At 39.1% G+C, this 23,690-nt stretch carries 25 protein-coding genes, 3 pseudogenes and 1 riboswitch; of the genes and pseudogenes, 24 read left to right on the forward strand and 4 right to left on the reverse strand.

Annotation, left to right across the window (positions count from 1 at the left end; translation table 11 throughout):
* From HSISS2_RS01375 to yidD, 4 genes are all read left to right on the forward strand, one after another.
* Window positions 1–709, forward strand: a 709-nt coding sequence (locus HSISS2_RS01375) for a segregation/condensation protein A (protein WP_042766884.1), incomplete at its 5' end; no start/stop codon positions are given.
* A complete protein-coding gene (scpB, locus tag HSISS2_RS01380) occupies window positions 702–1,289 on the forward strand; it encodes an SMC-Scp complex subunit ScpB (RefSeq protein WP_021145001.1) in 588 nt (195 codons plus the stop codon). The genes HSISS2_RS01375 and scpB, both read left to right, overlap by 8 nt.
* Window positions 1,290–1,378: 89 nt before the next feature.
* The gene (locus HSISS2_RS01385; RefSeq protein WP_021145002.1) at window positions 1,379–2,104 is read left to right on the forward strand and encodes a pseudouridine synthase; all 726 of its coding nucleotides are present in this window, start codon (window positions 1,379–1,381) and stop codon (window positions 2,102–2,104) included.
* Window positions 2,101–2,352, forward strand: coding sequence for a membrane protein insertion efficiency factor YidD (gene yidD, locus HSISS2_RS01390; protein WP_042766886.1), 252 nt, complete (start codon window positions 2,101–2,103; stop codon window positions 2,350–2,352). Before HSISS2_RS01385 ends, yidD begins: the two co-directional genes overlap by 4 nt.
* 21 nt (window positions 2,353–2,373) lie before the next feature.
* Here the strand turns inward: yidD and HSISS2_RS01395 are convergent, their stop codons facing one another.
* A complete protein-coding gene (locus HSISS2_RS01395) occupies window positions 2,374–3,813 on the reverse strand; it encodes a TrkH family potassium uptake protein (RefSeq protein WP_021145004.1) in 1,440 nt (479 codons plus the stop codon).
* 6 nt (window positions 3,814–3,819) lie between these two features.
* Window positions 3,820–5,169, reverse strand: coding sequence for a Trk system potassium transporter TrkA (gene trkA / locus HSISS2_RS01400; RefSeq protein WP_021145005.1), 1,350 nt, complete (start codon window positions 5,167–5,169; stop codon window positions 3,820–3,822).
* A 288-nt stretch (window positions 5,170–5,457) separates the two neighbouring features.
* Here trkA and HSISS2_RS01405 point away from each other — a divergent pair, with 288 nt between their 5' ends.
* From HSISS2_RS01405 to HSISS2_RS01435, 6 genes and pseudogenes are all read left to right on the forward strand, one after another.
* Window positions 5,458–5,967, forward strand: a complete 510-nt coding sequence (locus HSISS2_RS01405; protein ID WP_021145006.1) for a tRNA (cytidine(34)-2'-O)-methyltransferase — start codon at window positions 5,458–5,460, stop codon at window positions 5,965–5,967.
* A 103-nt stretch (window positions 5,968–6,070) separates the two neighbouring features.
* Window positions 6,071–6,286: riboswitch (FMN riboswitch) on the forward strand.
* A gap of 80 nt (window positions 6,287–6,366) precedes the next feature.
* On the forward strand, window positions 6,367–6,924 hold the full coding sequence (locus HSISS2_RS01410) for an ECF transporter S component (RefSeq protein WP_021145007.1): 558 nt from the start codon (window positions 6,367–6,369) through the stop codon (window positions 6,922–6,924).
* Between the two features lie 2 nt (window positions 6,925–6,926).
* Window positions 6,927–7,577: a phosphatase PAP2 family protein gene (locus tag HSISS2_RS01415; RefSeq protein ID WP_042766889.1), complete on the forward strand. Its 651-nt coding sequence runs from the start codon at window positions 6,927–6,929 to the stop codon at window positions 7,575–7,577.
* Window positions 7,578–7,758: 181 nt separating this feature from the next.
* The gene (locus HSISS2_RS01420; RefSeq protein WP_021145009.1) at window positions 7,759–8,658 is read left to right on the forward strand and encodes a helix-turn-helix domain-containing protein; all 900 of its coding nucleotides are present in this window, start codon (window positions 7,759–7,761) and stop codon (window positions 8,656–8,658) included.
* A 231-nt stretch (window positions 8,659–8,889) separates the two neighbouring features.
* Window positions 8,890–10,922 (forward strand): annotated as a pseudogene (locus HSISS2_RS01425) (peptide cleavage/export ABC transporter).
* 107 nt (window positions 10,923–11,029) lie between these two features.
* Window positions 11,030–11,362 (forward strand): DUF805 domain-containing protein, encoded by a 333-nt coding sequence (locus HSISS2_RS01435; protein ID WP_008535848.1) that lies wholly within the window; start codon window positions 11,030–11,032, stop codon window positions 11,360–11,362.
* Window positions 11,363–11,413: 51 nt separating this feature from the next.
* On the opposite strand, the gene HSISS2_RS01440 is transcribed toward HSISS2_RS01435, so the two are convergent.
* Together HSISS2_RS01440 and HSISS2_RS11590 are read right to left on the reverse strand one after the other, a co-directional pair.
* Entirely contained in the window at window positions 11,414–12,358 is a 945-nt protein-coding gene (locus tag HSISS2_RS01440) for a DUF4153 domain-containing protein (protein WP_021145013.1), read from the reverse strand.
* 41 nt (window positions 12,359–12,399) lie between these two features.
* Window positions 12,400–12,810 (reverse strand): hypothetical protein, encoded by a 411-nt coding sequence (locus HSISS2_RS11590; protein WP_240472037.1) that lies wholly within the window; start codon window positions 12,808–12,810, stop codon window positions 12,400–12,402.
* Between the two features lie 424 nt (window positions 12,811–13,234).
* Here HSISS2_RS11590 and HSISS2_RS01445 point away from each other — a divergent pair, with 424 nt between their 5' ends.
* From HSISS2_RS01445 to HSISS2_RS10600, 14 genes and pseudogenes are all read left to right on the forward strand, one after another.
* Entirely contained in the window at window positions 13,235–13,750 is a 516-nt protein-coding gene (locus HSISS2_RS01445) for an AmiS/UreI family transporter (protein WP_021145014.1), read from the forward strand.
* A 24-nt stretch (window positions 13,751–13,774) separates the two neighbouring features.
* The gene (locus tag HSISS2_RS01450; protein ID WP_002886558.1) at window positions 13,775–14,077 is read left to right on the forward strand and encodes an urease subunit gamma; all 303 of its coding nucleotides are present in this window, start codon (window positions 13,775–13,777) and stop codon (window positions 14,075–14,077) included.
* Window positions 14,078–14,089: 12 nt separating this feature from the next.
* Window positions 14,090–14,401 carry an urease subunit beta gene (locus tag HSISS2_RS01455; RefSeq protein WP_002886559.1) on the forward strand — a complete coding sequence of 104 codons (312 nt, stop codon included), beginning with the start codon at window positions 14,090–14,092 and terminating at the stop codon, window positions 14,399–14,401.
* A gap of 15 nt (window positions 14,402–14,416) precedes the next feature.
* Window positions 14,417–16,135, forward strand: a complete 1,719-nt coding sequence (gene ureC / locus HSISS2_RS01460; RefSeq protein WP_002889219.1) for an urease subunit alpha — start codon at window positions 14,417–14,419, stop codon at window positions 16,133–16,135.
* Between the two features lie 138 nt (window positions 16,136–16,273).
* Window positions 16,274–16,725, forward strand: a pseudogene (ureE, locus tag HSISS2_RS01465) (urease accessory protein UreE).
* Complete coding sequence (locus HSISS2_RS01470) at window positions 16,715–17,428, forward strand: urease accessory protein UreF (RefSeq protein WP_021145017.1); 714 nt, start codon at window positions 16,715–16,717, stop codon at window positions 17,426–17,428. The pseudogene ureE and the gene HSISS2_RS01470 overlap by 11 nt, the downstream one beginning before the upstream one ends.
* Window positions 17,429–17,456: 28 nt before the next feature.
* Window positions 17,457–18,071 carry an urease accessory protein UreG gene (ureG, locus tag HSISS2_RS01475; protein WP_002889216.1) on the forward strand — a complete coding sequence of 205 codons (615 nt, stop codon included), beginning with the start codon at window positions 17,457–17,459 and terminating at the stop codon, window positions 18,069–18,071.
* 1 nt (window position 18,072) lies between these two features.
* Window positions 18,073–18,912, forward strand: a complete 840-nt coding sequence (locus tag HSISS2_RS01480; RefSeq protein WP_021145018.1) for an urease accessory protein UreD — start codon at window positions 18,073–18,075, stop codon at window positions 18,910–18,912.
* A 2-nt stretch (window positions 18,913–18,914) separates the two neighbouring features.
* On the forward strand, window positions 18,915–19,892 hold the full coding sequence (gene cbiM, locus HSISS2_RS01485; RefSeq protein WP_021145019.1) for a cobalt transporter CbiM: 978 nt from the start codon (window positions 18,915–18,917) through the stop codon (window positions 19,890–19,892).
* Window positions 19,889–20,668, forward strand: a complete 780-nt coding sequence (locus HSISS2_RS01490; RefSeq protein WP_021145020.1) for an energy-coupling factor transporter transmembrane component T — start codon at window positions 19,889–19,891, stop codon at window positions 20,666–20,668. The genes cbiM and HSISS2_RS01490 overlap by 4 nt, the downstream gene beginning before the upstream one ends.
* Window position 20,669: 1 nt before the next feature.
* Entirely contained in the window at window positions 20,670–21,386 is a 717-nt protein-coding gene (locus HSISS2_RS01495; RefSeq protein ID WP_021145021.1) for an energy-coupling factor ABC transporter ATP-binding protein, read from the forward strand.
* Between the two features lie 169 nt (window positions 21,387–21,555).
* Window positions 21,556–22,419 (forward strand): amino acid ABC transporter substrate-binding protein, encoded by an 864-nt coding sequence (locus HSISS2_RS01500; RefSeq protein WP_021145022.1) that lies wholly within the window; start codon window positions 21,556–21,558, stop codon window positions 22,417–22,419.
* A 178-nt stretch (window positions 22,420–22,597) separates the two neighbouring features.
* Complete coding sequence (locus HSISS2_RS01505; RefSeq protein ID WP_042766891.1) at window positions 22,598–23,485, forward strand: MetQ/NlpA family ABC transporter substrate-binding protein; 888 nt, start codon at window positions 22,598–22,600, stop codon at window positions 23,483–23,485.
* A 62-nt stretch (window positions 23,486–23,547) separates the two neighbouring features.
* A pseudogene (locus HSISS2_RS10600) lies at window positions 23,548–23,690 on the forward strand (peptidase M20); the annotation flags it as partial.

Raw genomic sequence — 23,690 nt, forward strand, 5'->3', positions numbered from 1 at the left:
AAAGTTAAAAAGATTTTTAGAGGGGCCACTGGATTTGTTGCTCCACCTGGTTTCTAAATATGAAGTAGACATTTACGATGTTCCCATTGTTGATGTCATTGAGCAATATTTGGCTTATCTGGCAACCTTGCAGGCAATGAAGCTCGAGGTTGCTGGTGAATATATGCTCATGGCCAGTCAACTCATGCTAATTAAGAGTCGCAAGCTTTTGCCGACAGTTGTAGAGTCTGAGCCCGAAGCGGATGATCCGGAGCTTGAGCTCTTGAGTCAATTGGAAGAGTATGCCCGCTTTAAGACGGCTAGTCAAGAGCTTGCCAAACAACATGAAGAGCGAGCCCAATATTTTTCAAAGCCAAAGGTTGAATTGGTTTATGAAGATGTGTCCCTTAATCAGGACAAGACTATTCAAGATATTTTCTTGGCTTTTTCAAAGATTATGGCGGAAAAGCAGGAGGAGATTCGTCGAAATCACACGACCATTGTGCGTGATGATTATAAGATTGAAGACATGATGTTGGTTATTGAGGAGGCCTTTAGTGCTAAAAATGAGTTGATTCTAGCAGATCTTTTCACAGATGCTAAGGATATGAACCAAGTGATTACCCTCTTTTTAGCAACCCTTGAATTGATTAAGGTACATCGCATTTCGGTACAGCAGGAAACCATTTTTGGAACAATCACACTAAGAAAGGAATGGACGAATGAGTAGCCACTTAGCACGATTAGAAGCCCTACTTTTTGTGGCTGGTGAAGATGGACTCAGTCTACGTACTATGGCACAGCTTTTGGAAATGCCAGTTACGGGACTTACTCAGTCCTTGGAAAAATTGCAGGCAAAGTATGAGGCAGATGAGGATTCAGCTCTTTGTTTATTGGAGTCCTCAAATACTTACAAGCTAGTGACTAAGGCAGGCTTTGCAAGTCTTCTTCGTGAGTACTCAAAAACGCCAATTAACCAAAGTCTCTCTCGAGCGAGCCTTGAAGTTCTTTCTATAATTGCTTATAAACAGCCTATTACTCGTGCTGAGGTTGATGCTATTCGGGGTGTTAATTCCAGTGGCGCCATTACTAAGCTTCAGGCTTTCGATTTGGTACGAGAAGCTGGTAAAAAAGATGCTGTTGGTCGCCCTAACCTTTATGCGACGACGGATTATTTTCTAGACTATATGGGAATTAACAGTTTGGATGAATTGGTGGCTATCGACCAACTAGAACTCGAGGATCAGGAAACCAGTCTCTTTAAGGAAGAAGATTTGGAAGAACATGTGGATTTCGATAATCAAGCTTGAGATTTGGTAAAGTTTGATTACCAAAAGCTAAAGGAACATAGCAGAGATGCTAGGTAGAAAGGATACAGCGCAAAAGCTGCAGAAAAAGAATGCGTATTAATAAATATATTGCCCACGCTGGTGTGGCTAGTCGTCGTAAGGCTGAGGAACTCATAAAAGAAGGTCGTGTGACCCTAAATGGCAAGACAGTTACGGAATTGGCAACAATTGTCAAAAACGGTGATACTGTTGAAGTCAATGGCAGTCCTATTTACAATGAGGAAAAAGTTTACTATCTTCTGAACAAACCACGTGGGGTCATCTCTTCAGTATCTGATGAAAAGGATCGTAAGACGGTTATTGATCTTATGCCTCATGTTAAGGAACGTATTTATCCAGTCGGTCGCCTTGACTGGGATACGACGGGCCTTCTTATCTTGACTAATGATGGTGACTTTACTGATAAAATGATTCACCCACGTAATGAGATTGACAAGGTTTATTTGGCGCGTGTGAAAGGCATTGCGACCAAGGAAAATCTTCGTCCTTTAACTCGTGGTGTGGTGATTGACGGTAAGAAAACCAAGCCAGCACGTTACAATATTGTTAAGGTTGATCATGAAAAGAACCGTTCAGTTGTTGAATTAACCATTCATGAAGGCCGTAACCACCAGGTTAAGAAAATGTTTGAGTCAGTGGGCTTGCTTGTTGATAAGTTGTCACGTACCCGTTTTGGGACTCTTGATTTGACAGGCCTTCGTCCAGGTGAATCACGTTGTCTCAATAAAAAAGAAATCAGTCAGCTTCATAACGCTGCTGTTAACAAGGTTAAATGATAAAGAGGTTTCTGATTGTTCTGGTTATGGCCTATCAGAGATGGATTTCTCCCCTCTTTCCACCGTCTTGTCGCTTTCGTCCAACCTGTTCGGTTTACATGATTCAAGCCATTGAAAAACATGGTTTAAAAGGTGTTCTTATGGGTATTGCTCGTATCTTACGATGTCACCCTTTTTCAGAAACTGGAGAGGATCCGGTTCCAGATTATTTTAGCCTAAAACGTCATAAAACTCCTTTGGATAAGTAATCCAAAGGAGTTCTTTTATGCTTAAATTTTTGACCAAGTTTTTGGTAGGAATAGGAGCAATACAGGATAAATTTCCAAGCGTCCAGCAATCATAGCAAATCCCATGATAAGCTTAGACAAAGGACTAAAAATAGCGAAGCTATCACTGGTTCCTAGTAATGGTCCAATGTTGTTGAAGGTTGAAGCAGCAGCGCTTGTCACGACTAAAAGATTTTGATTATCCAATGACAGAATGGCTACTAGACCTAGCATAATAAATACATATACAGCTAAGTATTTAAGGACACTATGTTGTGTTTCTTTATCAAGAACGCTTCCATTAATGTGAAGGGAAAGGATTCTGTTAGGATAAAGACTTGCAAGGGTTTGATTACGAGCAATTTTAGCAATAATCATTGCACGGATAACCTTGAAACCACCAGCCGTAGAACCTGCTGATCCCCCAATAAACATCAAGGTGAGCAGGAGATACTGAGAAAATAGAGGCCAATTGGTAATATCTGTTAGACCAAAACCAGTGGTTGTGATGATGGTTGACACTTCAAAGAATGAGTATTTAAACGAATCAGCCAAATTGTGGTAGATACCAAAAATATTGAGGACGATTAAACCTGTTGAGATTGCAACAATTGCAAAATAAGTACGTAATTCTTCATCTTGGAAGAAGAATTTGACTTTGCGCAGCAAAATATAGAAATAAAGGTTGAAGTTAACCCCAAAAAGAAGGGTACCAACTGTAACCACATAGGTAATCAAGTCGCTATGATAGTGAGCGATAGAGTCATTGTAGACTGCAAAACCACCGGTACCAGCACCTCCCATAGCAATGATAATACTATCAAAGAGTGGCATACCACAAATCCATAGAATCATAGCAAAAATCACAAACATGACCAGATAGATGATGTACAGAATCTGAGCTGTATTTTTCAGCTTGGCAACAACCTTACCAAAGACTGGGCCAGGGACCTCTGCACGCATAACCTCATGGTGACCATTTTTACTGTTGTTCATGATAGCTAATGCAAAAACCAATACCCCCATCCCTCCAATTAAGTGGGCGAAGCTTCGCCAGAAGAGAAGAGAGTGTGTCAGGACCCCAGTGTCAGTGAGAATTGTAGCTCCTGTGGTTGTGAAACCCGAGCTCATTTCGAAGAAAGCATCAATAACACTTGGGATTTGCCCAGCGAAAACAAATGGTAAGCCTCCAAAGAAGGACCAAAGTACCCAACAGAGGGCTACAATGAGCATTCCTTCTTTTGTGTAAATATGGTAATTTTTTGGTTTAAAGAGAGAGCCAATACCACCAAGGAGGAGAAGTATCCCCATCGTCCCCAAAATACTAGCAAATACCTTAGCATCCTCATGGTAAATAAGGGCAACGATAAGTGGTACAACTAAGAGACCAGCTTCAATAAGCAGAAGTTTTGAAATAAGAAAACGGACAATAGATCTATTCATGGCAGCTTACCTCTTTAACAAGTCGTAAATGTGAGTCACGTTTTGCAAGAGGGTAACGACCACGATTTTATCACCATAAGCCAGTCTATCCTCACCAGTAGGGAAAATCGCTTTTCCATTACGGATGATAGCGGCGATAAGAACACCGTTAGCGAAATCAATGTCAGAAAGCTTCATACCGGCAATTTGGTTATTTTCCTTGATTTGAAATTGCAAGGTTTCGATGCGACCATTTGCCACATGGTGAAGAGCATCAAGACTAGAATCTTTGGCATTATAGCGTCCACGGACAAAGTGCATGACAGTATCAACGGCAATACTCTTAGGTGTGACAATTGTTGAAGTCTCACGTGTATCGATAATCTCTAAAAGACTGGTACGGTTAACCTTGGTAATGTTTTTATGAATACCAAGACTCTCAAGGAACATAGAGGTAATGATGTTTTCTTCGTCTACCCCAGTGAGCGTAGCTACCGCATCATAACTAGCAGCACTTTCCTCAAGAAGAAGGTCTTTGGCAGTACCATCTCCCAGAATGACAGAAACTTCTGGGAAGACCTGACTAAAAGTTTGTGCTCGATCCATTTTCTGCTCAATCAATTTGACCTTAATACGAGTGTTTTTCAAGATATTGAGCAAATAGTAGGAGATACGTCCAGCACCAATTAACATAAGATTTTTAATGCTTTTTGATTTGATGTAGCTGTGGAAAAGTGCCATGTCAACACGTTTCCCAGTTACATAGATCTTATCGCCAACTTGAATGGTGGCATTCCCATCTGGAATGATGAGTTCATTTTTACGATCAATCGTACAAACCAAAATGTTACTAAATTTCTTCCGGAATTGTTCAAGGCTCATGCCAGATAATTGACTGTTTTCGGTGACTTTAAAGGCCATAAGAATGACGCGCCCATTAGCAAAAGTCTCGACCGATAAAGCATTCGGAAATTCAACCGTATTGGCGATATACCGAGCTGCTAGCAGTTCGGGGTTAACTACCGCTGAGAATCCAAGGAAGTTTTTGTCTTTGAAATAAGCATTGGAATATTCTGGGTTACGAACACGAACGATGGTTTCTTTAGCCCCCATTTGTTTGGCCAGAACCGCTGAAATCATGTTTACTTCATCTTTGTCAGTCATTGCAATAAAAACATCACAATTATTGACCTCGGCTTGTTCTAAAATTTTGAAGTTGGCGCCATTACCGGCAAAGCCCATAATATCGTAGCGCTTGATGAGGCGTTTAAGGACATCTTCCTTCTGTTCAATTAAAATAACATCGTGCTTCTCTTCGACAAGAGAACGACAGAGTGCGGCACCGACTTTACCGGCACCTACGACAATAATACGCATGAGTTACCTCCAAATAATCACTTCTATGATACTCTATTTTGGCTGAAAAATCATCCTTTTCAGGCCTTTATAAGTGATTCCTATGAAAATTAGATGATAAGATCACAAATAATAATTTTTTCTGTCAATAGTATTGACTTTTATAACAATAGTGCTAAAATAGTGTTTAAAGATTCGTTATTTTAAATCTAACCTGTCATGATTTAAGCTAATGAACGTCCACAACCATGTCGTCTGCTGAGCTTGACTCCGGGCGACATGGTATTTTTTATGTCTAGGAGAATTGCTATGTCACGTAATCACATTGTCTTGTTTGAGCCTCGTATCCCACAAAACACAGGGAATATTGCCCGTACCTGTGCAGCGACTAATAGCCCTCTTCATATTATTCGACCAATGGGTTTTCCAATTGATGACAAGAAAATGAAACGTGCAGGCTTAGACTACTGGGATAAACTCGATATTACCTATTACGATAATTTAGCTGATTTTATGGCTAAAAATCAGCAAGGACGTTTACATTTAGTTACGAAGTTTGCGGATAAAACTTATTCTGATGAGGCCTATGATGATGGCAAGGACCACTACTTTATGTTTGGACGTGAAGATACGGGTCTACCCGAGGAATTTATGCGTGAGCATGTTGAAAAAGCTATCCGTATTCCGATGAATGATGAACATGTCCGTAGTCTTAATGTATCAAATACGGTTTGCATGATTGTTTATGAGGCTCTTCGTCAGCAGCAGTTCGAGGGGTTGGAATTGAGTCACCGTTATCAGCATGACAAATTAAAATAAACAGCCTTATCTCCATACCAAGAGTATATAGTTAATGGTTATCAATAGATTAGAAATCCATAATTCCAAAACCTTGTCACCAAGGTTTTTTATGTTACTCTTAAAAGGTCTTCAGGGCAGGGTGAAACTCCCGACCGGTGGTGATTCTATAATCTACTGTTAGGACCTAATTGAAAGAGATTCTCTAGATGGCTCGTCAGCTTTTGGAGGATTTTAGACATTAATGGTATTGATAGTAATCTTAGATAAGTCCGCGAGCGCAAGCTGATGAGGTGTGATTCCTCAACCGACAGTACAGTCTGGATGGAAGAAGACCAGTCTTTTTGCGTAGGCTTTTTTGGCATAGGCAAATCCATTGGGAACTTCTTTCAAATTGTTCAAATTTGGAGGAATTTTTTTATGACAAACACACGTAAATTGGCTTATATCGCTATTTTATCCGCAATTTCATTCTTGTTGCTTTATTTTTCATTTCCATTGATTCCGGCAGCAGATTTTTTGAAGGTTGATTTTTCAATCCTTCCTGTTCTGATTGCCTTAGTCATCTTTGATTTTAAGAGTGCTATTGGCGTTCTCTTGTTGCGTTCATTGCTGAAGCTTTTGCTAAACAATGGGGGTCCAGGTTCAATAATTGGACTTCCTATGAATTTTATTGCTTTAGGATTCTTTGTTTGGGGACTTAGCTATTTCTGGAAGAAAAACCAAACAAGTAAGAATTTTATTCTTGGTTCAGTTGTAGGAACACTAGCTCTTACACTTGCCATGGTTGTCCTCAACTACATTTATGCAGTACCACTCTATGCTAAATTTGCTAATTTCGATATTGGACAATTCATAGGACTTTATAAATACCTTTTTACTATGGTTGTACCTTTTAATTTGCTTCAAGGTTTGATTTTTGCAGTAGTCTTTGCTCTGATTTATGCTCCGCTTAAGTCAATTCTAGTAAAATTATAAATATGAAACACAAACAAATACATTATATTTATACTTCTTTTGCCCTCTTACTATTTGTTGCTCTCGGTTACATGGTCAAGTTCTACCCTGAAGCCTTGACAGGATTTGATAGCAGCATCCAGACCTGGGTTCGAGGAGATTTGCCAACAGGACTGACGCATTTTTTTAAGGCGGTTACGGTCCTTGGGAACACACCTGTTCAGGCCATTATTGCAATTGTAGCTGTAATTTGGCTTTATTTAAACCAGTACAAATCTGAAGCTATCTTTGTGGGAACCAGTGGCGTTCTCGCTAGTATCATGATTGTAAGTCTGAAATATATTTACCAACGCCCACGTCCATCAATTACGCATTTGGTCCATGCTGGTGGTTATTCTTTTCCTAGTGGCCACTCCCTGGGAACCTTCATGATTCTTGGTGCGATTGCTATTGTCCTTGCTCAGCGTCTGGCTAAAAAAGGAGCAAAAGTAGTCATTTATATTGTTACGGGGCTTCTAATTGCGCTCGTCGGACTTTCCCGTATTTACGTGGGGGTTCACTATCCTACAGATGTTTTGGCCGGTTTTACCTTGGCATTTGGTTTACTGAATGCTATTTACCCGACTTACGACCGTATTCGCTTTGAATGGCGGTTCCAAAGTAAACAGAAATAGCATCAAGAGGTTGGAACAGATGTTTCCAACCTTTGACTCATTATTAAGGCAACGATACAGGTCCGTATTTCTTAAAGATCATATGAATTATCGATACATTAAAAATACTAACTATATGTCAATTACATTACAATTGTGATATAATAGCCTTAAGCTTTTGAATTGAATAAAGGAGATTTTATTGAGTATTAAGAACAGTATCGGATTAAGAATAAAAACTGAGCGTGAAAGTCAACAGATGTCACGTGAAGTACTCTGTTTAGATGGTAAGGAGTTGACCGTTCGCCAGTTAATTCGTATTGAAAAAGGAGAGTCTCTCCCTTCTTTGGATAAATTATCCTACATAGCAAAACGTCTGGGAAAAAGCATGGCTGACTTATTGGATCATGACAGGATTGAAATTCCTGATACTTACTATGAGATGAAAAATCGTTTAATAAAGTTCCCAACGTACGGAGATAAGGAGAGAGTTAAACAGAAGTTGGATCTTATTGAAGATGTGTATGATCAATTCTTTGATATTCTTCCAGAAGAGGAACTATTGACTCTAGATATTCTCGAAAATATATTGAGTTTTACCAGTTGGGAGGAGAGACCTAAAGTCGAAGAAATCTATGAAGATTTGTTTGAACAAGTCAAAAGAAAGAAGAAGTTTTCAACTAATGATTTGTTAGTTATTGATTATTATTTCTATCATCTTTATGGGAGAAAGCAGTATGATAAAAAGATTTTTGACAGAATAGCAGGTAGAGTATTAAAGCAAAACATTCCAACGGATGATGCTTATAATATTGCCTTATTTAATGATTTGATGGCTATAGCTGCTTTAAAGATTTCTCATGAGTCCTTCTCAGATTTCTTAACAGTAATAGATAAACTTTTAGCTGTCATAGAAAAATCACAGTTTCATAGTTACAAACCAGGTGTCTATATTTTAGAAGCTAAGTATGAGCTTATACATAATGGAAACAAGAAAAAAGCTGCTGAAAACTATGATAAGGCTATAATGTTTGCGTCGGTTTTAGAAGATTCCGTTTTGGAAGAAAAGACTCGAGCAGAGAAAGCGGCAGATGGTTTGTAAACAACTGCGTAGTGACATTTATGTCACTACTTTTTTTATAGTTAAACGTTTATCATATAGTTAATAAAAATATTAAGGAGTTTAATTTTGAAAAACTTAAGAAAATTTTTAGTATTACTTATTGCAGCAGCACCATTCTTCATTATTTATTATTAAATAGGAGTCACCATGTCAAAATATCCATATATTTCTCAGGTTGATCAGCGTGATTGTGGTGTAGCTGCCTTGGCCATGATTCTTAAAAACTATGGTTCATCTTATAGTTTGGCTTACTTGAGGGAGTTGGCTCAGACTTCTCGTGAAGGCACTTCTGCGCTTGGCTTGGTTGAAGCAGCCAAGCAGTTGGGTCTTGAAACGCAAGCTATTCGTGCGGATTTAGACTTGTTTAAACAAGAAAATCTATCTTATCCTTTTATTGCACATGTGGTCAAGGATGGTGGTCTTCAACATTATTATACGGTGTTTGGTCAAGCCAAGGGTCAGGTCGTTGTTGGTGATCCAGATCCTAGCAAGAAGGTCATTAAAAAGTCACTTGAGGAGTTTGCTAAGGAATGGACAGGGGTTGCTCTATTTTTTGAACCAGGAGAAACCTACATCAAATATAAGGAAGAGGTACCTGGTCTCCTTTCATTCTTACCAATTTTATTTCGTCGTAAGGGATTGATAGCAGTCATTGTTTTGCTGAGTTTTCTAGTGACGCTTGTTAATATTATTGGTTCTTATTATTTGCAATCTATTATTGACCGCTTGATTCCTCAAGAAGACTATGCTCTTCTGACCATGATTTCTCTAGGCCTGTGTATCGCTTATCTAGCTCAACAAGTTTTTACTTTCTTCAAAGATTATCTATTGCATCGATTGGGTAATTACTTGTCCATTGCGGTCATCCTTCCTTATATCAAGCATGTGCTTTCTTTGCCCATTAGTTTCTTTAGTTCACGTCGTACTGGGGAAATCACGTCACGTTTTGGAGATGCCAACACCATTATCGATGCCCTGGCTTCAACCATTTTATCGATTTTCTTAGATGTGACCATTGTGATGACTCTAGCCGTGGCTCTCATTTTACAAAACCCTTCGCTTTTTGCGATGACTTTAACTGTAGTACCTCTCTATGTTTTGATTATTCTAGCTTTCTATAAGCTTTTTGAGAAGGAAAATTATCAGTTGATGGAGGCAAACAGTCGAGTCAATATTGCGGTTATTGATGATTTGAGAGGTATTGAAACGCTAAAATCTTTAAGAGTTGAAGAGAGACGTTATCGAGAAATTGAGGTGAAATTCCATGACTACTTGAAGAAGTCCTTGTCTAAGGCCAAGTGGCAATTAACACAAGATGGTTTAAAGACTGGGGTTCAGCTAGTTTCCAATGTCTTTATCCTCTGGTATGGAGCGCAATTGGTCATGGAAGGACAGCTATCTGCTGGTCAGTTGATTACCTATAATATGTTGCTGAATTATTTTACAACTCCTTTAATTAATATTATCAATCTCCAATCCAAAATTCAGCAGGCCAAGGTAGCCAATAATCGTCTTCAGGAAGTTTATGTTGTAGATAAGGAAGAAAAGGGAAAACTCAAGGATTTATCCTTTAAGCAATTAACTCTCAGAGGTGTTAGCCATCGTTTCAGTTATCAGCAAGAGACTCTTAGTGATGTTGATTTGACCATTAACAAGGGTGAGAAGATTGCTCTCATGGGGCAGAGTGGGTCTGGAAAAACAACTTTGGCTAAAATTTTGTCGGGCTATTATACAAGGTCTTCTGGACATGTTTGTCTGGATAAAAGTGCCATTAGCCATGCAGAGTTACGTCAATTGGTAACCTATGTCCCCAGCAAACCTATGTGTTTACGGGAACCATTTTAGAAAATCTGCTATTAGGATTTGAAGGAGAAGTTGATGAGAGAAAACTTCTTAAAGTTTGCCAACAAGCTGATATCTTAGACGATATTCAAAAAATGCCACTAGGCTTTCAGACCCAAGTATCTGAAGATGGAGGCCTCTCTGGTGGTCAAAAACAGAGGTTAGCGATAGCAAGGGCTCTCTTGTCTAAACAACCTATCTTGATTTTTGATGAAGCGACAAGCGGTCTAGATAGTGATACAGAGAACAGGGTGTTGACTAATCTTGCTAAAATGAAACGAACAGTGATTTTCATTGCTCACCGAGCCAGTGTCCGTCAGCATGTTAGTCGCATAGTGACCATGACTAACGGACAGGTCGAAGGAGATAGTCCTATTTTCAATCCGTTTCAGTTTATTTAAAAAATTTCCTTACTTATATGAAAAAACTTAAGAAGTCTAACATTTCACATCTTGCACCTATAAAGTTTCTATAGTATACTGTTAACATCATACTAAGAGGTGTAAACATGTTAGAGGCATATAAAAATTTTTGGTTAGGCTATCTCGATTTTTATGGTCGTACAAAACGATCAGACTATTGGTGGGTAGTCTTGATTAACGGCGTTATCGGTAGCTTGATTTTCCTACTGATGGACTTACTTGGGCAAACAAAAGCTGCTGGCTTTACATTGACGGCTTTCATTTTATTCATAGCAGCAACGGCACTTCCTACGATTGCAATTCAGATTCGTCGTCTACGTGATGCTGATTTTAATGTTGCTTGGATAGTTTTAAAGGCAACTCCTTTAACGGTAGCTCTCTGGGTAATGTACGCCTTCCCAACAAGAAATTCAAAATAACTCCAATGAAAAAAGGGGTGAGACTAGGAAATCTAGTTTCACTCCTTTTTCTTATAAAATAAAGCTACCTAAGAGGCTAACGAGGGTAAAGCTGATAGTCACATAAAAGATGGCTAGACGAGTTGTTTGAATGGGTTTATAAAGTCTAATAAGCGTAAGAATACACCAAACGAAGAGCACGGTCACAAACCATCCTGACAGTAAGCGACGTGGTGTAATGCCATAAAGTGCAATATAGACCCCAAAGAGTTTCCAACCAGCGATAAGGGCAAAGAGGCTAGTAAAAGTAAAGAGTAGCGTACTAATCCAACGGAGTCCTTTGTGGTTAAAGATATTTTCTTTTGAGTAAAGATAGAGTCCCACTAAGACACCAAAATTTAGAATAGAAACGCGAACCAATTGCCAGAAGCCCTGAACAGCCATATGTGAGGCTTGGTGGGCTGGGATATTGACTTGGTTGAGAGAAAGGAGTTCTCCCATTTGACTTGTGGCAGTGAGTAAAAATAGGGCATAAGTGAAGCAGAGACTTCCAATCACAATATAAGCTGCCAGTTTTGGGAAAAGACGGGTCTTTTTGAGACTAGTTTCAAGTTGAGTTTGACTGAGTGGCTTATCCTTGGCTAAATAGACTGCAGCCAGTTGGGCAAAAAGTCCCAAAGCTAGAGGAATACTTGAAAGCAAACGGAAGATGATTAGGCCACTGTTTTCGAAGTGAATGTTGAAGTTAAACAAAGTAGCAAGTGTCTGGAAAACTTGTTTCCAAAGTTGTCCGAAAGCAGGTAATACCTGACTGAGCTGGCTGGCAGCAAATACAGTAAGTATCAAGGCTACAAAAATACTAACTAAAATCATCCCCTTATGGAGCTGGCGGTTGTGTCGCTCTTCTGTAGAAAGTTCTTGCTTAGGTCTTGTTTTATAGGGGAGTGTAAAAACTCCAAGGAAAAAATATTTCAGAGGAAAGAGGCAGCTAGTGTAGATGAGGTCTATCCAAACCATAATTCCCAGTCTATCCTGGCTACTTTGTCCAGTTCGTGCCATTAAATAAAGTAAAAACTGGCATGAAGGCAGAGCATTTGAGCACTTTCCCAACTGTCGTGTAGTCCCCAAAGACTTATTTGCAGACCTTGTAGGAGGCTAGTAGTCATAAATATTCCTGATTCAAGACGCATTCCTCTCTTTTCTTTTCCTGCCAGTAAACGACAGCCAAGTTCGACAGTCATTATGAGTACAATTATTGCCGGTAAGGCGAAAGAAAAATTGGTAAGGTAAGTAACATAGAGGAAGCAGGCGACAAGTAAACTGATAATCAAGCTCTTGAGTTTCCAGATGTCTCTTGGTGAAAGATGTTTCAAGAGTTTTTTTGTTTTGGTTTGCAGACTTTCCTCTTCGTAGGGATACTCCTGAGAGACTACCTGTAAATCGGTATTGCAGTTATTTGTTTCCATCATAATTCTCCTTTAGATTTTAAATCCAAAGAAGACTTTATCATAAAAAATGAAGATAATTGTTACGTAACCGTAAAATTACTAAAAATAGGTCTATGGACTTAGGACTAGAGAAGGAGAGAGGAATAAAACGCCACCATAAAAATTTTTCTCACACGAGATGATAGAATCTGGCTGATGATTGGCAGTATCTTTCTCATTCGAAAAAAGTGTTTGCCTAATTTATAAATGGTTTATCCACTTTCAACCGAAATAGTACAAGGAATCATTTTACTTGATGGTCAAATGATGGTCAAAAGTGACGCTATTTTTTGACATTTTATGTGAGATTGAGGCCTACAGTGATGTTGCAAAAATTCTGAAAATTCGTTGACATGTGTTGTCAAAGTAGTATGATATTAACATAAAAAGAATTTAGGAGGTTCTTATGTTAGGTGTCATCCTACTCTATGTTGGCATGGTTTTAATGAGTAATGGATTTCATCGCTTGGAAGGGATTCCCGACAAATCAAATGTTGTCATGAATATCTTTACAGGTGGTTTGGGATTGATTCTCAATATTATTGTCATTGCTTATGGGGCCTGCACAGGAAAAGGTGCTGACTGGTTTTATGGTAGTGCCACAGGTCTTTTGTTTGCTTTTACCTATCTTTATTCAGCTATCAATACGATTTTTGATTTTGATCAACGTTTGTACGGCTGGTTTAGTTTATTTGTGGCAATTAATACGATACCAGCAGGGATTCTTTGCTTAACATCTGGATATGGTGGTAATGCTTGGTATGGTATTATTTGGTTCATGTGGGGTATTCTATGGCTAACTGCCTTTATTGAAATTAACCTTAAGAAGAACCTAGGGAAATTTGTTCCTTACCTAGCTATTTTTGAAGGAATTGTAACAGCTTGGATTCCAGGGCTTTTGATGCTTTGGGGCAAGTGGTAAGCATTGATTTAAGGAGGAAAAACGATGCAATTGACAATGCGTGAGCAGGAAAAAATGATGATTAGTCTTGCGGCTATGATTGCTCAACGACGTAAAGATAAAGGGATCAAATTGAATCACCCAGAAGCAGTCGCTTTGATTACAGATTATGTACTTGAGGGTGCAAGAGAAGGTAAGACGGTTGCTCAATTGATGGATGAAGCTCGTAATCTCTTAACACGTGAAGATGTTATGGAGGGAATTGCGGAAATGATTCCAATGATTCAAGTTGAAGCTACTTTTACAGACAGTACAAAATTGGTTACTGTTCATGATCCTATTCAGTAAGGAGAAAATGTAATGATTCCAGGTGAATACCATGTGGCGAGTGAGCCAATTGATTATAATGGTGGTTATGAGGCCATTAGTCTTGAAGTGAAAAATGTGGGTGACCGTGCTGCCCAAGTAGGGTCTCACTATCATTTTTACGAAGCAAACGAAGCTGGTCTTCAATTTGACCGTGAGAAAGCACGAGGCAAACGTCTAGATATTCCAGCAGGTACAGCCATTCGTTTCGAACCAGGTGAAACGAAAACAGTGCAACTTATTGACTTTGGAGGCAAACGTCGTATTTTTGGTTTCAATAACAAAGTCAATGGTTTCTTAGACTAGAAAGAGGGCAGATAGATGAGTTTTAAAATGGATCGTAAAGAATATGCTCAACACTATGGACCAACTGTAGGAGATAGCGTACGTCTTGGAGATACCAATCTTTTTGCAGCCATTGAAAAAGACTTCACAGTATATGGACAGGAGTCTAAGTTCGGTGGTGGTAAAGTTTTGCGTGATGGTATGGGTGTCAGTGCTACGGAAACACGTGAAAATCCATCAGTTGTGGACACGATTATTACAGGTGCTACCATCATTGACTATACAGGGATTATTAAAGCGGATATCGGTATTCGTGATGGTAAGATTGTTGCTATCGGTCGTGGTGGTAATCCAGATACAATGGACAATGTGGACTTTGTTGTGGGTGCTAGTACAGAAGCCATTGCAGCAGAAGGTTTAATTGTGACTGCTGGTGGTATTGACCTTCACGTACACTATATTTCTGCTGACCTTCCTGAATTCGGTTTGGATAATGGAATCACAACTCTCTTTGGTGGTGGTACTGGTCCTGCTGACGGAAGTAATGCAACAACATGTACGCCAGGTAAATTCCACATTACTCGTATGTTGCAAGCTGTGGACGATATGCCTGCTAACTTTGGTTTCCTCGCTAAAGGTGTTGGTTCTGAAACTGAAGTGGTTGAAGAACAAATCAAGGCAGGTGCAGCAGGTATTAAGACACACGAAGACTGGGGTGCAACTTACGCAGGAATTGATAATTCTCTTAAAGTTGCGGATAAATATGATGTTTCCTTTGCGGTCCACACTGACTCATTGAATGAAGGTGGATTCATGGAAAACACTCTTGAGTCTTTCCAAGGTCGTACCGTTCACACCTTCCACACCGAAGGTTCAGGTGGTGGACACGCTCCAGATATCATGGTTTTTGCTGGTAAAGAAAATATTTTGCCATCATCAACAAACCCAACCAATCCATACACCACAAATGCTATTGGTGAATTGTTGGATATGGTTATGGTTTGTCACCACTTGGATCCAAAAATTCCAGAAGATGTTTCCTTTGCGGAATCACGTGTTCGTAAGCAAACTGTTGCTGCAGAAGATGTTCTTCACGATATGGGTGCCCTTAGTATCATGACTTCTGATGCCATGGCAATGGGACGTGTCGGTGAGGTTGCTATGCGTTGTTGGCAACTAGCTGATAAGATGAAGGCTCAACGTGGTCCACTTGAAGGGGATTCAGAGTTTAACGACAATAACCGTATCAAACGTTATGTGGCTAAATATACTATTAACCCTGCTATCACTAATGGTATTGCAGACTATATTGGTTCTGTAGAAGTTGGTAAATTTGCGGACCTCGTTATCTGGGAACCAGCTCAATTTGGTGCAAAACCTAAATTGGTGCTTAAGGGTGGTATGTTAACTTACGGTGTTATGGGTGATGCTGGTTCAAGTCTTCCAACACCTCAACCTCGTATCATGCGTAAATTATATGGTGCTTATGGTCAAGCGGTTCACCAAACAAATCTTACATTTGTTTCTCAATATGCCTATGATCACGGTATCAAGGAAGAAATTGGTTTGAATAAGATTGTTCTTCCGGTTAAGAATACACGTAACTTGACTAAGCGTGATATGAAACTTAATGATTACGCTCCAAAAACAATCCGTATTGACCCACAGACCTTTGATGTCTTTATTGATGATGAATTAGTTACTTGTGAACCAATCCATACGACATCATTGTCTCAACGCTATTTCTTGTTCTAAGAAAAAGTGTCATATAAATGAGGCTGGAATTTTTCCTCCAACCTCTTTTGTATTTTATGGCGAAAACGTTTTTAGTGCTTTCTTAAAGCGCTAAATGACTTTGATGCAGTTTTTAAATGTAATAGAAAAGGAAAAAGTATGATTTTTACAAAAGTAGATGCTCTTGTTAAAGATATTGATGTTGATAAATATCATATTGAAACAGTCATTCTTTCAAGTGATGATCTTAATAAAAAATTATTCGTGTGAAAAGCGACCACGGCAATGAATTTGGTATTCGTCTTGATAAGGGGCAAAAATTGCAAAATGGCTCTGCCTTTTTCATTGATGACCATCATGTTTTGGCGATTGGTGTTGAATCACAGGATTTGATTGTCATTTCTCCTAAAGATATGGATGAAATGGGAATTACAGCTCATATTCTTGGGAATACTCATAAACCAATTGAGGTGAAAGATGCCAAGATTTATTTGGAAGTTGACCCTGTTGTAGAGCAAGTATTGACTCAAAAAGACATTGCCTACACGATTGAGGAAGTGGTCCTTGACAAACCCCTTCGTCACGTGAATTTGACTGCCCATGAACATTAATCCTTTTGCTAACGTGTCTTTGCGAGACTATCTTGAAATTGTTCAAATTGTTGATTCAACCTTTCCAATTGGATCATTTAACCACTCTTTTGGGATGGAAAATTATCTGCGTGAAGACACTGTAACAGATGATAAGGGCTATGAGGAATGGCAAGAGGCTTATTTAGATAGCCAATTTAAGTATGGTGAAGGACTTGTGATTAAGCTAGTCTATGATGCCATGACTTCTGATGATTTGGCTCAAGTTTGGCAATATGATAAGACTTTGACTGTTTCGACGCAAGCGCGTGAAACCAGACAAGGAACGAAGATGATTGCTAAGCAAATGTTGCGCCTGATTCAAAGGCTACATGCTATTCCAGTATTGGATGACTATCAGTCCAAAATACGTAAGGGTGAGGTTTATGGCAATCCTGCTATTGTCTTTGCTCTTTATGTCTTCAACAAGGGGATCGGTTGCAGTGAGGCCATAGCACTTTATGGCTATAGCGTTATCTCGACTATGGTTCAAAATGCTGTTCGTGCCATTCCCCTTGGACAATTTGCTGGACAAGAGATCGTTTTACGTAGCTTTTCACAATTAGAACACATAACACAAGCCATTCAAGAGCTGGATGCGTCCTACCTTGGGGCCAATACACCTGGTCTTGAATTGGCTCAGATGAAACATGAAACTCAGGTGTTCCGCCTATTCATGTCTTAAAATATCAACAAGGTTGAGAGGAAAAACAATGACAAAACGTACTGTAATTATTGGAGTTGGTGGGCCTGTTGGTTCAGGGAAGACTCTTTTGCTTGAACGTCTCACACGACGTATGTCTGACCTAAATTTAGCGGTTATTACCAACGATATTTATACCAAAGAAGACGCCCTTTTCTTGGCGAAAAATTCAAGCCTAGATGAAGACCGTATCATTGGTGTAGAAACTGGTGGATGTCCTCATACTGCGATTCGTGAGGATGCTTCTATGAACTTTGAAGCGATTGAAACCCTTCAAGAACGCTTCAACCATGATTTGGATGTTATCTTCCTTGAAAGTGGTGGAGACAACTTGGCTGCGACATTTAGCCCTGACTTGGTTGATTTCACTATTTACATTATTGACGTTGCTCAGGGTGAAAAAATCCCTCGTAAGGCTGGTCAAGGGATGATTAAGAGTGACCTCTTCTTGATTAACAAGACTGACCTTGCACCTTATGTTGGAGCTAACCTCGACCGTATGCGTGAAGACACCCTTCATTTCCGTAACGAGGATTCTTTCATTTTCACAAATCTGAATAATGAAGACAATGTTAAGGAAGTAGAAACATGGATTCGCAAGAATTTCCTACTAGAGGATTTATAAGATGACGCAAACATATGATGGTTTTGTCCATCTTGGTTTTTCGAATCGAAATGGTCGCACAATCTCTCATAAGAAATACCAAGAGGGTAACTCTCGAGTGTCAGCGGATAATTCGGATGCCAATGGTGTGCCTTACTATTTTCTCATTAATATGGGTGGGGGATTTGTCGAGGGTGAACAGTATCAAGTAACCATTGATGTTAGTAAAGATGCTCATGCCCTAGTGACAACCCAAACACCGACTTATGTCTACAAGTGTGAAAAGGGACAGTTAACGCAACAGAATACGTCCATCACACTTGAAGAAGATAGTTATTTGGAGTACATGGCTGATGAAGTGATTCCTTATTTAAAATCACGCTATTTTCAAACCAGTCGTATTGATATGGATAAGTCTGCTCACTTGATTTATTCAGATGGTGTGACGGCGGGCTGGTCACACGAGGATTTACCATTTCAATACCATCATTTTCGTAATTTGACACAGATTTACCAAGATAATGAGCTTGTTTACAGTGATCAGACCCTTTTGGAGCCTCAAAAACAAGATATGTTTAAGCTTGGTTATTTTGAGGGATGGCGCAATTACAATAGTTTGGTAATGGTGTCTCCAGCTATTGATGAAGCCTTTGTCAAGGCTTTGCAGAAGCACTTAGAAGACTTGAATCTAGAGTCTGACTTTGCTATCTCAGCCTTGGATATTCCGGGTCTGGTTTTACGTATCTTGGGAAAGACTGCTGAAGATAATCGTCGTGTGATTTATGCTTGTGCTGATTATTTTAGACAAGAAATATATGGATTAAGTCCTTTAAATTTGAGAAAAAATGATATGAGGAGATAAAAATGCATATTCCTGAAAATTACCTAAGTCCTACGACTTGTGCAGCAATGGGAGCAGTGATGTTGCCTATTTGGTATAAGGCTGTCAAAGAAGTGAAGGTAAAGGTGGATACAGATAAGCAAACGATTCCTATGTTGGGAATTGGGACTTCCTTGTCCTTCCTTATCATGATGTTTAACCTTCCAGCGCCAGGTGGAACGAGTGCTCACGCCGTTGGTGCGGTATTGATTGCTATTTTATTGGGTCCGTGGGCCTCCTGTTTAGCGGTTAGTGTTGCTCTGGCTATGCAGGCCTTACTCTTTGGTGACGGTGGTATTTTGGCTTTTGGTGCTAATACTTTTTGTATGGCTGTTGTTATGCCATTTGTAGGTTACGCTGTTTATACTCTTTTGAAAAAGTGGACCAAGAACAAGATAATCGCAAGCTTCTTTGGTGGCTACATTGGTATTGTGGTTGCGGCCTTGACAGTTGCTGTCTTACTTGGTATTCAGCCGATTTTCTTTAAAGATAGCAGTGGTAACCCTCTTTACAATCCTTACCCATTGTCGGTGACGATTCCAGTTATGGGTGTGACTCACCTCTTAATTGGTCTGGTAGAAGGTTTTTTCACAGCAGGTGTACAACAATTCATTGAACGTTTGAATCTTGAGAATAATAAGCAAACGACTGTCAAAAAGCTTCGTCCTTTATTGTTGTTTATCTTGGCGATGATTATTTTAACCCCTCTTGGTTTATTGGCCACTGGAACAGCTTTTGCTGAATGGGATGTTCAAGAGTTGGTGGAAAAATTGTCCCACTATCATGTGGTAGCTCAAGCGCCCAAAGGTATGCTAAATGGCTTCTCATTTCACGCCATCTTCCCTGATTATAGTATTACAGGAATTCCTGAAGTCTTGGGTTATATCCTAAGTGCAGCATCTGCTGTTCTGATTTCTTTTGTCCTCTATCGCTTGATTTTTGGTAGAAAGGTTGAAAAATGATTCTGCCAGATTGGATGCTAGAAGAACGCCCAGCAGTGACTAAAGTTGGAAAAAATAGCTTTCTTATCCGAAATCGTCACCATTTGGAAGCTCTTATCCAAAAGTTTGAGACACATCCTGTGCCAGTCGCATCCATCTTTCACCCAACGGCTAAGGTTTTACTTCTCCTCTTGTTTCTTTTTTCGGTTGGGATTAGTCAAAACCTCACAGTCCTATGGATTTTAGGCTTAGTCTTAGGGTTTGGTGTGGCTTTCCTACCCCATTCCGTTTTAGTTAGTACCTTAAAAAAGACCATTTTATTATTGGTCTTCCCTATAATTATTTATCTGCCTCATCTCTTATTTAGCGGTGGACAAACCCTCTTTCTTTTAAGGCTTCCCCTGATTGCTCTGGCCATTGCCTATTATTCGGAGACGAGTACGATAAGTGAGATGTTAGCTGCCCTAAAGGGTCTGCATTTTCCTGACCTTATCCTACTCCAGTTGGATATTACCATAAAATATATTGATGTTTTTGGGAAACAATTAATGGACTTGCTTAAAGGAATTGAAGCACGTAGCTATGGTGGTAACCACCGTTTCCAAATTGGGAGCAATGTCTGGGGAATTCTCTACCTTAAAGCAATACGTTATGGTGAGGAACTCACTCAAGCCATGGAAGCACGTTGCTTTGTTGGTGAGTATGTCAAGTCATCACGGTCGTTCACATGGAAGGATTGGTTTGCCTTGGTTGGACTAGTGGTAGTAATTTTAGGACAAATTCTTTTAGGAGGATGAGATGTTTCAATTGAATCAAGTGGCCTGTGCCTATGAACAAAAAAAGGTCTTTGCTGGTCTTGATTTGGAGATTAGACAAGGGCAATATGTGATGTTGATGGGGGAAAATGGGACTGGAAAGTCGAGTCTCATCAGTCTATTAACAGGCTTCAAACAAGAAGAGTCTGGCCGTATTCTTTTCCTAGGGAAAGAGGTCAGGGAATGGTTGAAGGACAAACGTCAAAAACGTGATTTCTATAGTCGGTTAGGTATTCTTTTTCAAGATGTAGATAGTCAGCTTTTTAATAGTACGGTCTATGATGAGATTGCCTTTGGGCCTCGTCAGTTAGGTTTGACTGAAGAAGAAGTCTCAAAACGTGTTGAGGACACCCTAACCCTACTTAAAATTGACGATTTAAGGGACCGAGTGCCTTATCAATTGTCTGGTGGTGAAAAGAAGAAAGTAGCCTTTGCCAGCATTATGGTAACCAATCCAGATGTCTATATTCTTGATGAACCCTTCAACAATCTCTCTAAAGAATATGAAGAATTTTTTAGAGAGCTCTTACATGAGCTTCATTCGGCTGGCAAAACCATTATCATGTCAGCCCATCACTTTAAGCATCTTCATCATGAGAAGGCAGATGTTCTTCTTTTTGAGAATGGGAAGGCTGATTTCTTTCCTGCAAGGGAGGTTCTCAGTAATCAGCAAGTGATTGAGCGCTTATCACATTACTAATGAGTAAAAAGGTAGAAAATCGTTATTGGTTTTCTCCCTTTTTTATTTTGTCAAACAATTGATACTTCAGAGTGATAGGATTTTCTTATCACCTTGATTATGTTTAAGTATTAGTTAAGACTAGTGATTTTTGTTACAATTAGAACAATCAATCTCAAAGGAGACAATTATGAAACTTAAAAAAATTCTTGGAATCACAGGTGTAGCCATTGCTTCAGTAGCATTGCTCGCTGCATGTTCTTCAAAATCAAAAGATACATCTTCAGATACATCTTCGTCAAAATCATCTGGTGCTAAAGAAACTGTTAATTTTGCAACGGTCGGAACAACAGCACCATTTTCATATGAAAAAGACGGTGAATTAACTGGTTACGATGTGGAAGTGGCTAAAGAGGTCTTCAAAGACTCTGACAAGTATGAAGTGAAATTCCAAAAAACAGAATGGTCTTCAGTCTTTACAGGTCTTGACTCAGCTAAATACCAAATGGCTGGGAACAATATCTCTTACTCAGAAGAACGTGACCAAAAATACCTTTTCTCATATCCAATTGGAACAACACCTGCAGTCTTGACGGTTCCAAAAGATAGTAAAATCAAGAAGTATGATGACATCGCTGGTCACTCTACACAGGTAGTTCAAGGAACATCAACAGCTACTCAATTGACTGAATTCAATGATAAACATTCAGATAAGCCAGTTGAACTCAACTACACTAATGAAAACATTACACAAATGTTGACAAACTTAAATGAAGGTAAATACGACTTCAAGATCTTTGATGCACCAACTGTTAATGCAATTATCAAAAACAATAAGTTGACAAAATTGAAGACCATTGAACTTAAGTCTGATCAACAACCATACATTTACTTCTTGTTTGCTGATAATCAAAAAGACCTTCAAAAATTTGTAAATAAACGTTTGGAAGAACTCCAAAAGGATGGTACTTTGGCTAAATTGGCTGAAAAATTCCTTGGAAATAAAGATTATATCCCAACTAAAGATGCTTTGAAAGTACCAAGCAAAAAATAAGAAATTAGGCTGAGGATAGATATTTCTCAGCATTTTCTTATAAATAAAATTTAGGATAGGCTATAGCTAATAACTATAGATTCATACAATTATAAACAATTTGCTACAATTCTCATCCTATGGGATAATAGTTTTACACTTAAAACAATTTAAAGGAGCTTATGATGAAATTTAAAAAATTCTTGGAATTGCAGGATTAGCAGTCGCTTCAACAGTAGCCTTGGCTGCATGTGGTGCTGGTGGTAACAAGTCAGCTAAAGATGATAAAACATTGACAGTTGGTATCATGACATTGGATGATGCAACTGAACCAGTATGGGATAAGGTCAAAGAATTGGCTAAAGAAAAAGGCGTAACGATTGAGTTGAAAGAGTTTACGGACTACAACCAACCAAACGAAGCCCTTAAAAACGGTGAAATCGATGTCAATGCTTTCCAACACATTTACTTTTTGAATAACTGGAATAAAGAAAACAAGGGTGATGTTGTTGCTGCAGCAGATACACTTCTTAGCCCTATCCACCTTTTCTCAGGTACTGAAAACGGAAAAGCTAAATACAAAGATGTTAAAGATCTTCCTGAAGGAGCTACTATCTCAGTACCTAATGATGGTACAAATGAAAGCCGTGCATTGACTCTTCTTCAAACAGCTGGTTTGATTAAATTAGATGTTAAAAAAGGTGAATTGGCAACAATCAAGAACATTTCTGAAAATCCAAAGAAATTGGAAATCAAAGAAATCGCAGCTGAACAAACAGCTCAAACTCTTTCATCTGTAGATGCAGCAGTTGTTAACAACTCATATGCCCAACAACAAAATGTTAACTACGATACAACTCTCTTCCAAGAAGATCCAAGTCAAGATTTGAAAGATTGGGTTAACATTATTGCAGCTAACAAGGATTGGGAAAAATCAAATAAGGCTGATGCGATCAAAGTTTTGATTAAAGCTTACCAAAATGATGAAGTTGCCCAAACCATTTACGATGCCTCTAACAAGGTTGACCTTCCAGCATGGAAAGGTGCACCAACACAAGATCAATTGAAAGCTAATTCAAAGAAATAAGCTAAGGGCGGAAGGGCGTGTGAGAACACGCCGTTTTGTCTTGTATGAAGGAGACGAATTTGATGGCATTTTCTAGTGAAGAAGAGCAGTTACAAAAGTTCCGTAATGACGAAACTGCTCAACACTATTTTGAAGTTTTGCGGACTTTGATTTCTAAAAAATCTATTTTTGCTCAAAATATTGGTCTCTATGATGTGGCTGCCTA

This window comes from Streptococcus sp. HSISS2 (assembly GCF_000448665.1).
Classification (GTDB): Bacteria; Bacillota; Bacilli; order Lactobacillales; family Streptococcaceae; genus Streptococcus; species Streptococcus raffinosi.

What these genes read in the sequence shown, in the direction of transcription:
- scpB (WP_021145001.1), top strand. Translation starts at nt 702, where the DNA reads ATGAGTAGCCACTTAGCACGATTAGAAGCCCTACTTTTTGTGGCTGGT.
- HSISS2_RS01385 (WP_021145002.1), top strand. Translation starts at nt 1,379, where the DNA reads ATGCGTATTAATAAATATATTGCCCACGCTGGTGTGGCTAGTCGTCGT.
- yidD (WP_042766886.1), top strand. Translation starts at nt 2,101, where the DNA reads ATGATAAAGAGGTTTCTGATTGTTCTGGTTATGGCCTATCAGAGATGG.
- HSISS2_RS01395 (WP_021145004.1), bottom strand. Translation starts at nt 3,813, where the DNA reads ATGAATAGATCTATTGTCCGTTTTCTTATTTCAAAACTTCTGCTTATT.
- trkA (WP_021145005.1), bottom strand. Translation starts at nt 5,169, where the DNA reads ATGCGTATTATTGTCGTAGGTGCCGGTAAAGTCGGTGCCGCACTCTGT.
- HSISS2_RS01405 (WP_021145006.1), top strand. Translation starts at nt 5,458, where the DNA reads ATGTCACGTAATCACATTGTCTTGTTTGAGCCTCGTATCCCACAAAAC.
- HSISS2_RS01410 (WP_021145007.1), top strand. Translation starts at nt 6,367, where the DNA reads ATGACAAACACACGTAAATTGGCTTATATCGCTATTTTATCCGCAATT.
- HSISS2_RS01415 (WP_042766889.1), top strand. Translation starts at nt 6,927, where the DNA reads ATGAAACACAAACAAATACATTATATTTATACTTCTTTTGCCCTCTTA.
- HSISS2_RS01435 (WP_008535848.1), top strand. Translation starts at nt 11,030, where the DNA reads ATGTTAGAGGCATATAAAAATTTTTGGTTAGGCTATCTCGATTTTTAT.
- HSISS2_RS01440 (WP_021145013.1), bottom strand. Translation starts at nt 12,358, where the DNA reads ATGGTTTGGATAGACCTCATCTACACTAGCTGCCTCTTTCCTCTGAAA.
- HSISS2_RS11590 (WP_240472037.1), bottom strand. Translation starts at nt 12,810, where the DNA reads ATGATGGAAACAAATAACTGCAATACCGATTTACAGGTAGTCTCTCAG.
- HSISS2_RS01445 (WP_021145014.1), top strand. Translation starts at nt 13,235, where the DNA reads ATGTTAGGTGTCATCCTACTCTATGTTGGCATGGTTTTAATGAGTAAT.
- HSISS2_RS01450 (WP_002886558.1), top strand. Translation starts at nt 13,775, where the DNA reads ATGCAATTGACAATGCGTGAGCAGGAAAAAATGATGATTAGTCTTGCG.
- HSISS2_RS01455 (WP_002886559.1), top strand. Translation starts at nt 14,090, where the DNA reads ATGATTCCAGGTGAATACCATGTGGCGAGTGAGCCAATTGATTATAAT.
- ureC (WP_002889219.1), top strand. Translation starts at nt 14,417, where the DNA reads ATGAGTTTTAAAATGGATCGTAAAGAATATGCTCAACACTATGGACCA.
- HSISS2_RS01470 (WP_021145017.1), top strand. Translation starts at nt 16,715, where the DNA reads ATGAACATTAATCCTTTTGCTAACGTGTCTTTGCGAGACTATCTTGAA.
- ureG (WP_002889216.1), top strand. Translation starts at nt 17,457, where the DNA reads ATGACAAAACGTACTGTAATTATTGGAGTTGGTGGGCCTGTTGGTTCA.
- HSISS2_RS01480 (WP_021145018.1), top strand. Translation starts at nt 18,073, where the DNA reads ATGACGCAAACATATGATGGTTTTGTCCATCTTGGTTTTTCGAATCGA.
- cbiM (WP_021145019.1), top strand. Translation starts at nt 18,915, where the DNA reads ATGCATATTCCTGAAAATTACCTAAGTCCTACGACTTGTGCAGCAATG.
- HSISS2_RS01490 (WP_021145020.1), top strand. Translation starts at nt 19,889, where the DNA reads ATGATTCTGCCAGATTGGATGCTAGAAGAACGCCCAGCAGTGACTAAA.
- HSISS2_RS01495 (WP_021145021.1), top strand. Translation starts at nt 20,670, where the DNA reads ATGTTTCAATTGAATCAAGTGGCCTGTGCCTATGAACAAAAAAAGGTC.
- HSISS2_RS01500 (WP_021145022.1), top strand. Translation starts at nt 21,556, where the DNA reads ATGAAACTTAAAAAAATTCTTGGAATCACAGGTGTAGCCATTGCTTCA.